At 59.8% G+C, this 14,548-nt stretch carries 15 protein-coding genes and 1 pseudogene; 13 read left to right on the forward strand and 3 right to left on the reverse strand.

The annotated features are described in order from the left end of the window. Positions 1–60: 60 nt before the first annotated feature. On the forward strand, positions 61–774 hold the full coding sequence (locus FXB40_RS11215) for a GntR family transcriptional regulator (RefSeq protein ID WP_148772273.1): 714 nt from the start codon (positions 61–63) through the stop codon (positions 772–774). A gap of 347 nt (positions 775–1,121) precedes the next feature. Beyond that, positions 1,122–1,421, forward strand: a complete 300-nt coding sequence (locus FXB40_RS11220) for a hypothetical protein (protein ID WP_148772274.1) — start codon at positions 1,122–1,124, stop codon at positions 1,419–1,421. A gap of 1,522 nt (positions 1,422–2,943) precedes the next feature. Here the strand turns inward: FXB40_RS11220 and FXB40_RS11230 are convergent. Then, positions 2,944–3,162: a hypothetical protein gene (locus FXB40_RS11230; protein ID WP_148772276.1), complete on the reverse strand. Its 219-nt coding sequence runs from the start codon at positions 3,160–3,162 to the stop codon at positions 2,944–2,946. Positions 3,163–3,630: 468 nt separating this feature from the next. Here FXB40_RS11230 and FXB40_RS11235 point away from each other — a divergent pair, with 468 nt between their 5' ends. From FXB40_RS11235 to FXB40_RS11270, 9 genes and pseudogenes are all read left to right on the forward strand, one after another. Then, positions 3,631–4,068 carry a DUF2231 domain-containing protein gene (locus FXB40_RS11235; RefSeq protein WP_210352149.1) on the forward strand — a complete coding sequence of 146 codons (438 nt, stop codon included), beginning with the start codon at positions 3,631–3,633 and terminating at the stop codon, positions 4,066–4,068. An 8-nt stretch (positions 4,069–4,076) separates the two neighbouring features. Then, a complete protein-coding gene (locus FXB40_RS11240) occupies positions 4,077–5,387 on the forward strand; it encodes a PQQ-dependent sugar dehydrogenase (protein ID WP_148772277.1) in 1,311 nt (436 codons plus the stop codon). A gap of 546 nt (positions 5,388–5,933) precedes the next feature. Next, a complete protein-coding gene (locus tag FXB40_RS47770; protein WP_283812895.1) occupies positions 5,934–6,287 on the forward strand; it encodes a sigma-70 family RNA polymerase sigma factor in 354 nt (117 codons plus the stop codon). Positions 6,288–6,477: 190 nt separating this feature from the next. After that, positions 6,478–6,735, forward strand: coding sequence for a sigma factor-like helix-turn-helix DNA-binding protein (locus FXB40_RS50355; protein ID WP_148772279.1), 258 nt, complete (start codon positions 6,478–6,480; stop codon positions 6,733–6,735). Positions 6,736–7,008: 273 nt separating this feature from the next. Next, positions 7,009–7,443, forward strand: a pseudogene (locus tag FXB40_RS49065) (ATP-dependent DNA ligase); the annotation flags it as partial. Positions 7,444–7,526: 83 nt separating this feature from the next. Continuing rightward, positions 7,527–7,835 (forward strand): ATP dependent DNA ligase, encoded by a 309-nt coding sequence (locus FXB40_RS49070; protein WP_246207530.1) that lies wholly within the window; start codon positions 7,527–7,529, stop codon positions 7,833–7,835. A gap of 25 nt (positions 7,836–7,860) precedes the next feature. Further along, a complete protein-coding gene (locus tag FXB40_RS47775) occupies positions 7,861–8,010 on the forward strand; it encodes a hypothetical protein (RefSeq protein ID WP_187436794.1) in 150 nt (49 codons plus the stop codon). 2,002 nt (positions 8,011–10,012) lie between these two features. Further along, positions 10,013–10,795, forward strand: coding sequence for a DUF6597 domain-containing transcriptional factor (locus FXB40_RS11265; protein WP_148772281.1), 783 nt, complete (start codon positions 10,013–10,015; stop codon positions 10,793–10,795). A gap of 71 nt (positions 10,796–10,866) precedes the next feature. Next, the gene (locus tag FXB40_RS11270; protein WP_187436795.1) at positions 10,867–11,268 is read left to right on the forward strand and encodes an ester cyclase; all 402 of its coding nucleotides are present in this window, start codon (positions 10,867–10,869) and stop codon (positions 11,266–11,268) included. Between the two features lie 79 nt (positions 11,269–11,347). Here FXB40_RS11270 and FXB40_RS11275 read toward each other — a convergent pair whose 3' ends face one another. After that, entirely contained in the window at positions 11,348–11,698 is a 351-nt protein-coding gene (locus FXB40_RS11275; RefSeq protein WP_148772283.1) for a hypothetical protein, read from the reverse strand. Positions 11,699–11,808: 110 nt separating this feature from the next. Between FXB40_RS11275 and FXB40_RS47780 the strand changes: the two genes are divergently transcribed. Together FXB40_RS47780 and FXB40_RS47785 are read left to right on the forward strand one after the other, a co-directional pair. Next, a complete protein-coding gene (locus tag FXB40_RS47780) occupies positions 11,809–11,964 on the forward strand; it encodes a hypothetical protein (RefSeq protein WP_187436796.1) in 156 nt (51 codons plus the stop codon). Positions 11,965–13,194: 1,230 nt separating this feature from the next. Next, positions 13,195–13,353: a hypothetical protein gene (locus tag FXB40_RS47785; protein WP_187436797.1), complete on the forward strand. Its 159-nt coding sequence runs from the start codon at positions 13,195–13,197 to the stop codon at positions 13,351–13,353. A 322-nt stretch (positions 13,354–13,675) separates the two neighbouring features. Here the strand turns inward: FXB40_RS47785 and FXB40_RS11285 are convergent, their stop codons facing one another. Next, the gene (locus FXB40_RS11285) at positions 13,676–14,458 is read right to left on the reverse strand and encodes an alpha/beta fold hydrolase (protein WP_187436798.1); all 783 of its coding nucleotides are present in this window, start codon (positions 14,456–14,458) and stop codon (positions 13,676–13,678) included. Between the last annotated feature and the right edge of the window lie 90 nt (positions 14,459–14,548).

Below are 14,548 nucleotides of genomic sequence, written 5' to 3' on the forward strand. Positions count from 1 at the left end.
TTTGGCCGCGCGATTGGCGTCGCGGCGTCGAAATGCGTAGATCGGCCGAGGTAACACAGCATGCATTCAGTCGGCGGGTTTAGTGGCGGCGCGAGGCCTACGCGCGGGCGCGGCACAGGCGGGTCGAAAGTCGATCAGGCCTATCTTGCGCTGAAGCGCGCTATCGTCTCAGGTACGCTCGCGCCCGAAACGCCGATCGACAAGAACGAGTGGTGCGCGCGCTTTGACGTGTCGAAGTTGTCGATCACGACGGCGATCAACAGGCTCGCCTTCGACGGACTCGTCGTGGTCGAGCCGCAGCGCGGCTCCTACGTCGCCAGGATTCATCTGGAAGATGTCCGTCAGTGGATGCTGATGCGTCGCGCGCTGGAGGTCGAGGTCGTCGGCGTCTGCGCGGCCAGCATGTCAGACGATGCGATCGCAGCGCTCGGTCAGAATCTCGCCTATCAGAAGGCTGCGACCGCGAGCGGAGACCTCGAAGGCTTCCACGAGCTCGATACCAGGTTTCATCACCAGATGACCGAGAGCCTGAGCCTCGCGCGCGTCGGCGAAGCTCTCGACACGATCCGGACTCATCTTGAACGCGTTCGCCGCACGCTGCTGCCCGAGCCGGGCCGGCCCAAAGGAACTTACATGGAGCACGAGGCGATTTACCGCGGGATCGCAGATCGCGATCCGGATCAGGCCAGGGTCGAGATGGCCAACCATCTCGATCGCGTCGCGCGAGAGCTTCAGACCTTTGTGGAAAAGCATCCCGGCTTCTTTGAGGGGTAGCTTCCAGTGTGCGACATCTCGCGCAGCTCCGGCGACACCGTTAGATGCGGGTCGCATCCTCGAACTCTCTCCGGGGGCTTCAAGCACGGGTTTCTGGATGGGAGAACTAGGCACTCAGTCGAGCAGCGTCGGCCCCCACCGGCTTGGCGTCGTTGCTCTCTCCGTGGTGAGATAGGGTCGAGAAGGCGGTCCGCAATCCATGGGCACAATGATCAGTCTTCGTGTCGATGCAGCTCGCCGAGCTTCAGCGTTCCCTGTCTCATCCTGAGGCGTTCTGCCGAACACCTTAGCGAAAGCAATGCCGCACTGACGCGCTGGCGCTTCGCCTGCACCCTCAGGCAGACCGGATGGATTACGTATGGGCCGGCCGCTCTGGCGTGTCGAGCTTTTGCGACACGCTCATCGCCGAACAACTGAAGTGGAGGCATGCAATGCGGAGGTTCGTTGGTGTCTTCCTGCCGACGTTGCCGACCGATCAAATTCGGCGGCGGAACGGCGGCAATCCAACGCATAAGCGGCGTATGGTCATCGCGAAGCAGGAAAGCAATCGCCGTATCTTGACGCCGGTTGACGATGCCGCGCGTAAACTCAAGCTGTCTCCGGGCATGACAGTCGCGCATGCGCAGACGCTCGTGCCGGATCTGTGAGGACGCGATACCCGAAGAAGACGGCGCCGCGCTGGCTCGGGCACCGGTGCACGCGGTGCTCTCCGCTCGTGACCCGAGTTGCCCCGGATACGATCTTTGTCGATGTCGCGGGTTCCTCACACCTCTTCAGGGGCGAGGCGACGCTGCTCAACGACTTGCCTACCCGGCTTTCATCCGCGCAGCTTTCCGCGCGCCGCCATCGCCGATACGCCGGGCTGCGCTCAACGCAGTCGCTCGAGGGCAGTTCAAAGCTTCACATCTCGGCAAGCGCTCCTCGCTCGCGGCAATAGGTCCTTGGCAACTCAGCGCGAGTAATCTAGTCCGTGTCGGGCTCTGAGGCCCGCAGAGCCTTATCGATAAGCGCGCGTACGCGCCGGGCGGCCAACAGTCCGAGCCTTGCTTTGACCGTACCGATGCGCTCCTTTCTGCAGATTGAAAAGGAGTAACGCCAGCGATCAAGGCTCTCGGTTTGTTCAACGCGATAAAAAACTTCGCGGTGAAATCCGGTTTGAACTGTTGGCAGCTTGGTGCGCCGCGGCATCTGAAAAAGCCGGTGGGTTGAAAAAGGCGTTGATGAAAGCAAACATCCAAGCGCACCTGAGGGTGAGCGCAAGGTAGTCGTGGCTGCGCTCGCTGGATAGAAGTCCCCCGCGGGATGTCGCCGGGTGCCTGGAGACGGAAAAGCTGCCGCGGTAGGCCCGGCAGCTTCTGTTGCTTGTCAGGCGTGAATGGTTAGCGACCTGTGGGGATCCTGACTGCGCCCCGGACGAACATTCTGGGGGCGAGCCCGAATCGCTGAGACCGGAGCCCACCTAAGCGACTGGGTACAGTCTTTGGGCCTGCAGGCGCCTAAATGACGCCGACGTCACTTGATGATCTTACTGAAATACAGGGCGACCTAGCTGGGCTCAGAGAGCTCGCCAGTCTCTTTCCTCCAGCTACTGAGCGGATCTTGCGATTGTTTGCCGATCAAATGGAAGTCTACGCTCGGGCCATCGACGAGAGAATTGAGGACTGACGACGGTCCCTTATGATCGTCAAAGCCCGATACGTTGTCAGATACGAGCAACCTAAGACGGGACGGTTCACAGTGCTGGATACATCGACTGATCAACCTGAGATTGGAGCCGACGGAAAACCTCTTACTGGATTATCACACTCGACTGCTGAGACAGAGAAGCTGAAGGCGGGTGAGCCATGGCCTGCAAAGCAAGACGCGCCGCGCCGCGCCGCTCGAAAAAGAGCCGTAGCTAAGCAGCCCTAATCCAACCCGATAGGACCCTGCTGCCGCTGTTTTATCTCACATGCATCTTCTCGACGATCGCGTATAGCAGCACGAAAATGGGCAAGAAGACCAAGAACCAAAACCCGTTCCGATCCTTCCGCGCGAACTCGCGGTTCGGATCGGTATCGGTCGCGTGAGGAGTTGAGATTGGCGAGCGAACGGACCGCCGACGTCTCGCGAAGCCACCTAGCAGGCGGCGAACCGTCGCTTCCGGGAGAGGCTTGTCCATCGTTGCGCTCAAAGCGCGAGCATAAGCGGGAATTTGCGCACGAGCTCGAGGTCGACATCGCCGTCGCTATTGATCCATTCGTGCGGACAGAAGGCGAGAGAAGCCGCGTCAATCTCCAGGCCGTCGCGCTTGATCGCGTTGCGAGTGCCCATTTGGCCGGCCCATTCCCGCTCGGCTCTCTCGCGATCAGGACGCATGGCGTCAAACACGGCTGTGTCGTTGGTCATCGGAAATCTCCAAGGTGCTCAAATCGAGATGTGCAATGAGTGGGAGATTACCGCGGGCGGACTAGCTGGCAAGAAACATCGTTTGTGCGCTGCGCTCAACCGGCAAGGCCGGTTTGAGAAATTTCCCAGCGTGTGCGACGCGGCACGTTGCGCGAATGGCAGCGGCTGATGACGCACCGCAGCCGATTAAAGCGATAAGGAACAAGCCGCAGGAGCTGTCACAAGCGGCCTGCGGCCGATTTTCCGGATGCCCGCGCTCAGTCAAACGCCGTTGATCAGCGCGCTTGCAAGTTCTCCCCATGGAGCCCCGCGAGTAGTTTTTGATCCGGCTTAGCAGCCGTCCTGGATGGTATCGAGATGACCGCTTAGGCTCGCCGCTGCGCCAAGTAGGAACCGCCCGAACGCGACTGCGTTTCCCGCGTGTAAATCGACGTTTCAGCCCGGTGCGGCGATGTTTTTGGAGGACGCATGGCGAGAATGGCGCCCGGAGTCGGTCCCAAATCACTGCTGCATCCCGGCTTCATCGGCGCTGGATCGACTCTACTGATTGCCGGTTTGGCGACCGACATCATGTACTGGGATACATCGAACTGGCAGTGGGCCAACTCATCGGCATGGCTGATTGTTGGGGGATTGGTCCTGGCTCTCGTCGCCGCGAATGTTCTCATCATCGATTTTCTCACGGGCCGCGCCGGGCGGATCAATTGGATCTCCTTCTTTCTGGTCGCAGCGGCCACGCTTCTATCTCTCCTGAATGTTTTCGTCCACAGCCGCGACGCCTGGACCTCGGTCGTGCCGCAGGGAATCTCGATCTCCGCGATCGTGACGATTCTGCTGCTGGTGGCCGCCTTCAATGGATGGAAGGTGACCACGATTCGTACTCCTGCGAACGGAGACCGCTTGTGACTCATGCAATGTTTCGCGCCCTGCCGGCCCTCTGCGCCTTGGTCGCGCTGGCTGGCTGCGGCGATCAGGGTGGCGATCCCATGCGGCAATACGGGGCAGACCCCTACCTTCCGGAGCCTCAGAATTATCTGTTGCCGCCCATGAGCGTCCCCAAGGCGGTGGGCTGGAAACCAGGTGAGACGCCGACCGTCACGGGTGGATTGAAAGTCCAGGCTATGGCGACAGGACTGATGCATCCTCGCATCGTCTACCCTCTGCCGAACGGCGACATCCTGGTCGTCGAGGGCAACAGTCCCGGCACAACACCTTTCCGGCCCAAGGACTTCATCCAGGGCAAGGTGAAGGCGAGGGCCGGAACGGCCGGCAGAGGCGGCAACCGCATCACACTGCTTCGCGATGCCGACGGCGATGGGAAGCCGGAAGACCAGACGGTTCTCGTTGACCACCTTCATTCACCTTACGGCGTGGCCTATGTGGACGGCACGCTTTACGTCGCTAACACGGACGCGATCATGGCGTTCAAGTACGCGCTCGGGCAGACCAAGATAACCGAGCCAGGTACGAAGCTTGCGGACCTTCCAGCCGGACCGATCGACCACCACTGGACCAAAGCCATGGCCGCCAGCCCCGATGGATCCAAACTCTATGTCGGTGTTGGGTCCAACAGCAACATCACCGAAAACGGCTTTGACGCCGAAGAGGGGCGGGCCGCGATTTACCAGGTCGACCGCCAGACCGGTGCCAAGCGCATTTTTGCCTCGGGCACGCGCAATCCGACCAATCTGGCGGTCGATCCCGAAACAGGCCGGCTGTTTGTGGTGGTGAACGAGCGCGACGAGATCGGCCCCGACCTGGTACCGGACTATCTCACCATGGTTCAGGAGGGCGCCTTCTATGGTTGGCCTTACAGCTATTGGGGCCAGCACGTAGACGTCCGCGTCCATCCGCAGAGACCCGACTTGGTGGCCAAGGCGGTCAAACCCGACTACGGCCTGAGTTCACACGTGGCGGCGCTCGGCCTCGCGTTCAGCAAAGGCGAGACGCTGTCTGATAAATTCAGTAACGGCATTTTTGTCGGTGAGCACGGCAGTTGGGACCGCAGCCCGGTCAATGGTTATCAGGTCATTTTTGTGCCGCTAGTGAACGGGCGCCCGGAGGGCAAACCTGTCCCGGTCGTTACCGGATTTCTCGGCAACGACAACGATACTGTGCGTGGCCGCCCCGTCGGCGTGGCGCTCGACCGCACCGGAGCGCTGCTGGTCGCCGACGACACGGGAAACGCGATTTGGCGCGTCAGCGCGGATCAGTCGGGACACTAGCTCATGGAAGCCCGGCACAATGGAGCATGAGCATCCGAAGGAAGCCGCGGCAGCGGAAGGCGGCAAGGCGATTCTGGTCGGGGGCGACCCGCGCCGAGTCGAGGCTATCTCGGCGCACTAGCTCTGCGATTTGCTACTCGATATGACAGGCGGCGGGGGCTCTTCGAATAGACATGGGAATCTGCTCGTCCCCTAGCTTTGCGCGGTGCTCCAGGTAGAGCTGGCCTGCGACCAGCATGACACCCGCGCAAGCCAATCCGAAAGCGGCGGTAACGAGGTCGCGATAGTCGTCCATGGTGGCGTTAACAGAAGTACCTGAACTTTCCGCGCAGCGCTTTGGTTCCGGCGGAGTGGCCTCCACAAGTTATCGAACCACATTCCTCTTTCCTGCAATCAATTACGATCCGTTGACCACTCGCAGACCTGCATGATTCATTCATTCCGAAGCCATCTCGATTGGCGTTGGTTTCGACCGCCCTTGGGGTGCGGCCGCCAAAACACGCATACGAGCGATCTCATGGAACAAATCCGTTACGTCGTAATTTTGTGATCGCCGCCGAAACCAGTGCCGGGTGCCGATCGGGCCAACCACATTCCGGCGGAGCTGCGTACCGTTTGCTTACAAGCCATCTTCGCTTGGCTGGCAAGGTGGCTCTTCGCTACCGGGGCTACGGGCTGCCCGTCGCCGACCTTATCTCGGAAGCGAATGTCGGCCTTATGCAGGCCGTCAAGAAATTCGATCCGCACAAAGGCGTCAAGCTCGCCACATATGCCCGCTGGTGGATCAAAGCGAGCATGCAGGAGTATGTCCTTCGGTCCCGGTCCCTCGTGAAAATGGGCACTACGCCGGCGAAAAAAAGCTCTTCTTTAACTTGCGCAGCTCAAAAGCCGTCTTGGTGAGACGATGCCGAACTAACCGCCGATCAGATCGAATAAGTCGCTCAGGATCTCGGTGTTGCAGGTCGTGACGTCGTCGAAATGAACGGCCGGATCCGCATGAGATGTCGTAAAGTGCCCATCGCCGAGGACGCCTCCGCGGAAGATATGATTTATCCCCTGAGAGAAGATTCACCGGATCCCTCAAAGTCAAATGGCCGAAGCAGAGGAGCGCCAACGCGTACTTCGGGCTCTCAATCGAGCTCTGTCCGTTCTTTCCGCGAGAGAACGACGCGTGATCGATGCGCGGCTTATGACAGAACAAGCGCAGACGCTTGATGAACTTGGTGGGGAACTGCGTATTTCGAGCGAACGCGTCCGGCAGATCGGAGGGCGGGCTCCGCAAAAGATCAAGGCTGCGGTCAGAGCAGAAATCGAAGGGCGCCGCCGATCCGCGCGATCGCGTGCGTAAAAGCGCTGTCCCTATGCCGGGTCGCCAGCGGCGGCGGCCGAGGCTGCACATCCGTAGTCGAGCGGAGAGTTTCGCCGCCTGAAGATGCGCTGGGGTGGGTCTGACGCCGAGCAATCTTGGAAGCGGGCGCTCGCAGGAGGTTCGGTTGCGTTTACAGTTGTAGTTTCTCTCAGGCTGATGGACGATATTGTTACAGCTCTTGCAGCGATAAAGGCGCTTGAAGACGGTTCATGCTTTTGCGTGGCCTCGTAGCAATCTCCACAGTCGGCGCACATGAAGATCACGGTAATCGGCTCCGCCACCTGCCCACCCCTAAGCTTAGCAGATGGGGACACTTTACGCCTGCCACGCAACGGTCACGATTGGATCAAGCGCTTCTCCGTCATTGCCGGTGCTTTCGACCTTCCATATCAGGCCATCATCGACGGCGAGGTGGTGGTCGTTCACGAAAACCGCACCAACTTTTCCGAATTGCAGGCCGAGCTCGCAGGAGGCCGCCAAGACCGTTTGCTGTTCTACGCCTTCGATCTGCTGTGGCTGGATGGTCAGGACCTTCGGAAGACTTCCCAGCTTGCGCGGAAAGAGCTGCTGAAGGAGTTATTCGAGACGCACGGAATAGACTCGCGGGCTCTCTACAGCGAGCACGCTGAAGGCGACGCGCAGGAGCTGTTTAAGGCAGCAGCACGGTTGAATTTTGAAGGCATCATCTCCAAGCGTGTTGACCCCCCGTACCGATCGGAGCGGACTGAAGCCTGGTGGAAGGTCAAGACCGTCCAGCGCGAGAAATCCCCGTGGTTGGCTTCATCAAAGATCCCACCGGAGTCGCTGCACTCTACCTCGGCAAGAAAGAAGGCAAGGAGCTGCGCTACATGGGGAAGGTCGGGACCGGTTGGAGCCGAACCACGTCGGCCAAAATCCGCAAGGCACTGGATACGGTCGTCAGCCCAAAGCAGAAGCTCACCAAACCGATCAAGAAGCCGAAGGCTACTTGGGTTGAGCCAAGGTTCTATGCTGACATCGAATATCGGGACATCACGTCGGAAGGGCTTTTGCGCGCCAGCTCATTCAAAAGTCTGAGCAAAGGAACAGGCGGTCGATAGCAGCGTTTCTCCGATGGAGGACGCTATGACCACCGAAACCCAAGATAAAGCCGCTGAATGTGCCCGAGAGGCTCGCAAACAGGCTGCGTTATTGGCTCCGGGTAAGGTTCGCGATGCACTCCTCGAAAAGGCTAGACAATATGAGGCCGAAATGCCCGATGAGAAGCTTCATTGACGATCAAAGCGCGAGGGCGTGGAAGTATACGGCAGATGATGTGGCCGACGAAAACCGGACTTCTCTGTCTGAACGCCCGTGTACTTAGCCGCGCTCTCAGATTATTGAGCTGCGCTTCTTCACCGCACATTTTCGTCCATGTGGTGGGTTTGTTGACGGCCCTGCAGATTTAAAACGTTCCACCTTGGGAACAAATGCGGCGGTCATCGGTTGATTGACTGAGGAGGACATCATGGGCTTTGGAAGAGGCGCACTGCTTTGGATGCTTGGCATTCCGCTGCCGATTGTTTTGCTGCTCGCACTGTTCTGGCATCACTAAGGGCGGATGTACCCCTTGATGCTTGTTGGCCCTCGGCTCACGCTGGGGGCCTTTTGCATTTGCGACGCACTGATTGCTCAACGCAGTCGCTCGAGGGCAATTCAACACATCTCGGCAAGCGCTCCTCGCTCGCGGCAATAGGTCCTTGGCAGCTCAGCGCGAGTAATCTAGTCCATGTCGGGCTCTGAGGTCCGCAGAGCCTTATCGATAAGCGCGCGTACGCGCCGGGCGGCCAACAGTCCGAGCCTTGCTTCGAGAAATCCGGTTTGAACGGTTAGCAGCTTGGTACGCCGCGGCATGAAAAAGCCGGTGGCTGTAAATGGCGTTGATGAACGCAAACATCCAAGCGCAACCGGAGGGTGAGCGCAAGATAGTCGTGGCTGCGCTAGCTGGATAGTCGCCCAACGAAATCCCGCTACACGACATGTTGCGGTAGCGCCAAATCGAAGGTCTCTCTCGCCTGGCTGGAGACGGAAAAGCTGCCGCGCTAAGCCCGGCAGCTTCTGTTGCTTGTCAGGCGTGAATGGTTAGCGACCGGTGGGATCCTGACTGCGCCCCGGACGAACATTCTGGGGGCCGCCTTGGCCGGCGCTGGTGCCTCCGTTGGACCCGGCCCCGGCACCGCTGGTGCCCGCGCTTGATCCATTACCGGCCCCGGCTCCTCCCATGCCTGCGCCACCTGTTCCAGCTCCGGCACCCGCGCCTGCTCCCCCTGCACCCGCGCCGCCGGCTCCTCCACCTGCGCCGCCGCCCGCTTGGGCGTGGGCGAAACCGACCGACGCACCGGCAAGCAATGCGCACAGAGCGACCGAGAATATTGTCTTCCGCATTGTTCAACTCCGTTTTGTTGATTAATCATCAACCGAAGCTGCATGCGGGCGTTCCTAAGCATCGGTCTGGCGATAGACTTGCTTCCTGCCCATTGCGGCGGCGATCAATCACCTCTTCGTGGGTCCGCTTTATTCGCAGGCTCCCGAATCAAACGGCCGCGTGTCGTTGCAGAGTCTCATTCGAGGGTCTCAGCCGTAATAGGAACGCTGGCTTCGGAATCGTGTTGCCTATTCTGGCCGTGCTAAGCTGAGGCAACGTTTAAGATCATGGCATCCGGTGAGTTCTCGCATTACGCCAAGATGATTCGTCCGCTCAGCAATTTTATAAGGAGGCGGCGGACTGCCGCGCGGAGGCAGCAGGCAGCCCCAGCCAGGTCGATAGAGAGGGCTGGTTGAAGCTTGCGAGTGACTGGGCGGAACTCGCGTTGACAGCGGGAGAGGGGCCAAATTTTCCGGCGGGGCTAACGCTCGATGCGGCGCAGCAAAACATTCCGCTCGCTGGGTTGAGCCACGCGCACAAGCTGCCTTGGTTCGCGCTTTGGCCGGGCGCGCGGTTACACGTTGGCTGAAACCAGGACGAACGTCCCCCGTACACTAGCTATGGGTAAAGATCGGAAGCCAGCGGATCAGCCTGAAGAAAAGCCGTCTCGCACGAAGGAGGCGCGGCAGGTCGTCCAAGAGTACATCGACGACCAGAAGGCGCTGATTAAAAAGCTTTGCAGGAAGTTGAGTTAAGTCCGCGCCTCAGTTGGCAGCGCTTCGAGAGCGACCTGATCTTCATCGACTCGTGGCTTAAGAAGAAATCTTGTCGCCCGTTAGAGCGCGGTTTAGGCTTCGCAATCGGAGACCACGAATGGATGTCGAACGGGCCTTGCCACGTCCTCTGTATCGAAGCGTGGTGCGCTCGTTCGAGGAGAGACGCATCGAACTAGGCAGCGCCGTACTGAGCTGGCCAGTTGCCGCACCACCTCATCAAATCCTGAATATCCACCTTGGCGAGCCGTATCGCGTTCGCGTCGATGGTCGCGCAAACAGTACTCCCGACATCAGCGTGGTCGGACCGCAAACCTATCGTCGTGCGCATGTTTCATTGTCCGGCTCAGTCCATGTCTTCAACATTCTTTTTCAACCGGCTGGCCTGAACCGCCTCTTCGGGATCAACATGATGTCCCTGGTCAATCAGGATCCTGCGGCCTCGGACGTCCTCGGCAAATCCGCCGCAACCCTTGGCGACGCCGTGCGCACGGCGGCTGACTTCGAGCTGCGTGTCGCAGCTGCCGAAAGCTGGGTCGGGACGATGCTTGAGCGACGTAGCCCGGAACACCCAATCGGCGTTGCGGCACGCAACATGATTACCGTCCAGGGGCTGCGTCAGGATCGAGTACCTTGTCGCCAAATCCGGTCTCAGCACGAGCCAATTCCAGCGCCGGTTTGCGACACAGGTCGGGTTAGCGTCAAAGCTGTTCGCGCGGACTATCCGCTTCGATCGGTCCCTCCTTGCCCGCCGGAAGAGCCCGCGTCGTTCTTGGACCGACATTATCAGGCCCAGTTCATCCGAGAATGTCATGGCTTTGCGAGCCTGCCGCCAAGCGGCCTCGTCGGCGATTGGGACAACGCTTTTACGCCCGGAGAATGACCGAAATCTACAAGCGCTGCCGCCGGCACTCCGATAATCTCGACCCACGTAGGACTGGCGGAGTAACGGAGATGTCGACGAACCTCGAGCTTTTCAAAGCCATCGTCGAGCGTGGTTTCTCGCGTGGCGATGTGACGGTTGCGGACGACGTTTGCGCCGAGACGTTGGTCGAACATCAATATCTGACAAAAACCGATCTTCCGGGTCTGCAAATTCTGAAGGGTCAGATCGCGGATGCGCGGCAGAGCATCGAGGATCTAACGCTCACGATCGAGGCGAGCGTCGAAACCGACGATACGGTGTGGGCTCGCTGCAGAGCGACCGGCGTCGATCCACGCTCGGACAAAACGGTGGCGATCGACGTCATGGACGTCTGTCGGTTTGCCGACGGCAAGCTGGTCGAGCACTGGGGCGTGCCAGACCGGTTTGCACTTCTTCACCAGGCCGGAGCGTTGGCCCCGCCCCGCAAATGATCACAAGACCGAAAGGCCAGTGCCCTGCCGCGACGATACGCACGAAAGCCTCCGGCGTTTTCCGCTGGAAGGTCATCGCTCAAACCAAGCGCAGGCTGAACTGCCGCGTGTCTAGTGCCGCGTGGCGATCCACGAATTCCTGCAGATGCGAGGGGACGTCGCTCAGTTGCAGATTGCAGCGATGCTGGATTTCGCGGGCGACATCCTCCGAGACGTCTTCCGACCAGCGCTCTGAGGTGTTGAAAGCCACGACCCTGATCGGCCTGCAATACTCACCGGTGATCAGGTCCTGGATCACCGTCTCGAGGTCCGCGGTCTCCAGGTCCGCCTCGCGCCAGGCGCTTCCCGCACTCCCGAAATCATCAGCCACGAGATAGACGGTCGGCTCGTCGGCCGTGACGATCGAGGGGGTCCAACGAAACTGACGCATAAGCAACTCCACATCACAGAACCGGGACTCAAGCGGGCGCAAGCTCATTAGTTCCGGCTAGAGGAACGCATGTCGGTTCAAAGCTTTTGTCTCTCAGCACAGGAGAGAACATGAGCAAGGAAACACCCAAAGACGATCCGCGGCAGCAGTCCGACGAGGCGACGCACAAGCAAACGGACAAGCCCTGGAAGGGCAATCCTGAGAAAGAGCAGCGTAACGAGGCCGAACTCGACCTCGAGAAATGGCACAAGACGAAAACGCACTAGCAGAGCTCGGTGCAGTCACGTCGGCCGTCCGGGACGACGCCCGCACCTCCGGGAGCCCCAATGAAGAAACATAGATTGCTGGCTATCGCCCTTTGTTCGGCCGTGAGCCTGAGCGGCTGTGGAGGTGCACCCGTAAAGGGCGATAAGGGAGACAAAGGCGACACCGGTGCGGCGGGGGCGCCCGGCCGACAGGGCCAGCCGGGCCCTGCTGGACCACCAGGCAAGGACGGCAAGGATGCCGTCGCCCCGCCGCAGTTCAGGGTAGTCAGATCCAGCAATGAGGGAGGTGTCCCGAAGCCGGCGCTGTGTAGTGCCGACGAGGTGATGGTGTCCGCCACTTGCGTCGTGACCCACGGTTCTGTCAGCCAGGCGCCGACAACGTTGGGGACCACCGGCGCCAGTTGCGGCCAAAGCCCGGGCCAGACCGAGGCCTCGCTAGCTATTGTCTTGTGCGTGAAGAAATGATCGCGGCAGACGGCGAATTGGCGATCCCGCAGCAGCACTAGACTTTGGAACAGACCGGACTTCCTGCGGGTTAAGCGCAACAGCCTTAGGAGTTTGCTGTGAAACTAATCCTATTATTAGCAACTGGTTTGGTTGTCTCGATCGCTACTGCGTCGGCGCAGCCCGCTGGCGCCCCGAGCGGTCGAGGAGCGGTTGCCGGTGATCCAGCGGCCAGCTCAACGGCGCCGGGTAGAGACCCGCGCGGCACCACCGGCATGTCGTCTGGTTCGAGCAGCGGAAGTGGGACCTCCACTTCTGGCGGTAAAGACGACAATGGAGATCAGGGCCGAGACAAAATGCCAGACAGCAATAAGACTGTTAGGCCCCTAAGCCAGCAGCCGGAAAAGCCGCACTAGCGTCTTGCCTCGTCCAGATTGATACTCACAGACCCAACCGCCTCCGGAGAGACGGCCCCGGTTGGGGCATTGCGAGGGCAGGTTGACGGCCGCTACGCTAGCACCGGCGGCGGTGCTTAGCGGGTTATCATCGGCCCAAGGTGCCGAGGCACCTTGGCTTCGTCGAGCATGGGCAAGATCGGATTTGCAGCATGCGGTAGGTCGGTGATGTCAGCTCAATGGGCAACCTCATTAATTCGGTTCAACGCCCCTATTGCGCCGATCCGGGCGAACAGCCCGGGGCAGGATGCCACTAGCAACGCGACGCCCGTGCCATTCCAAAATAGTATTGAACTATTCGCCGCGTCGTCGACTCTGCGGGATGACACCAATGATGCCAGACCAACTAGCCCGCCAGGAGCAAATCGCATTTCGTTTGGCGCAATCCAAGCGCTTGCTGAAAGCCGTGAACGATCCCACGACCACAGAGCGCATCGGAAAGCTGATCAGCGATCTTGAGCACGAACAGGCGGAAGAAAAAGAGAAGTAAGCCGGCTCAGCCGCCAGATATGTATCCGGATCCGCCCCAGCTGTGGTTCATGGGCGGCGTCGTCCATCCCCGGTAATCTGCTGTAGTCGTCGATCGCGTCCACCAGTGGACGCACATAGCCAAGGATCCGTTTGCGGATGAGATAGCGGCGAAGCGGATCCAGCTCGAGGGCTCGCCCTTTCGCGGGCAGAGGACACGGCACTTGAGCATTAAATGGGGCCCGGCGTGCCTAGGAGTGTTCGTCAATCGTGAATTAAGGCAATGGCGCGGGCTTCGCCGCGACGCAATTCCGGCGAATACCAAGTCATCGCCGCCTGCATGCCTATGCGCCGTGCCGGCGCAGAAACTCAGTAGCCAAAGAGAGAAATTCGTCGGCCCCTTCGAAGTAGGCTAGATGCCCGGCATTGATCTGTTGGTACATCGAACCAGGAATGCTTGCGGCCAGCTCAGGTGTCTGTGTGACGATCTGATCGTGAGCACAGTTGATTACCAGCGTGGGGCCCGTAATACTCCTGGCTTGTTCGCTGACGTCGACAGCGAGATCAAGCTCGACCTGGCGCGCAATCCCCTCCCAATTGGCCAGAGGCATGTACCCCTTGATCATATCTTCGATCGTCGGAATGCCCACACTCGAAACGAACGCCGGCGTGAGTCCGGAGAGCAGCAGTAGCCTGAGAAATGCTTCGCGGTTGGTTCGGATCAGGTCAAGCCAGAGCTCGAATTGAAGCTTGAGCCGCGGCTCTGTCCCCCGCGAAAAGCCGGCGACCACAATGAGGGATCGGACCAGGTCTGGAGAACTGGCTGCAAGCTGGATTGCAATCGCCGCTCCGAGGGAATGGCCCACTAGATCGAACCGGTCAACACCGGCAGCGCGGGCCACTTCGCTTACCTGACGCGCGAGTTTCTGCAGGCTGAGTGCATCGCCCTCATCGGTCGTGTCTCCGGAACCTGAGTAATCCAAACTGATCACGGTCCGATGCTTGCTGAACTCCGCGATCACCGGACCCCAATGCGCATCCAGGGCGGCAGTACCGTTTACGAGCACGACAGCTGGACCGCGCCCCTGCAATCGATATGCGACGCGCGCACCGTCGACGTTGACCACGCTTGTTGTTGCCACGAATTCACCCTTTCGTTGATATGATGATCGTCATTCATAATTTAGAATGATACGTGTCGTGCTCCGCAGCAAGTC

Origin of the sequence: Bradyrhizobium rifense, assembly GCF_008123425.1 — a bacterium.
Classification (GTDB): Bacteria; Pseudomonadota; Alphaproteobacteria; order Rhizobiales; family Xanthobacteraceae; genus Bradyrhizobium; species Bradyrhizobium rifense.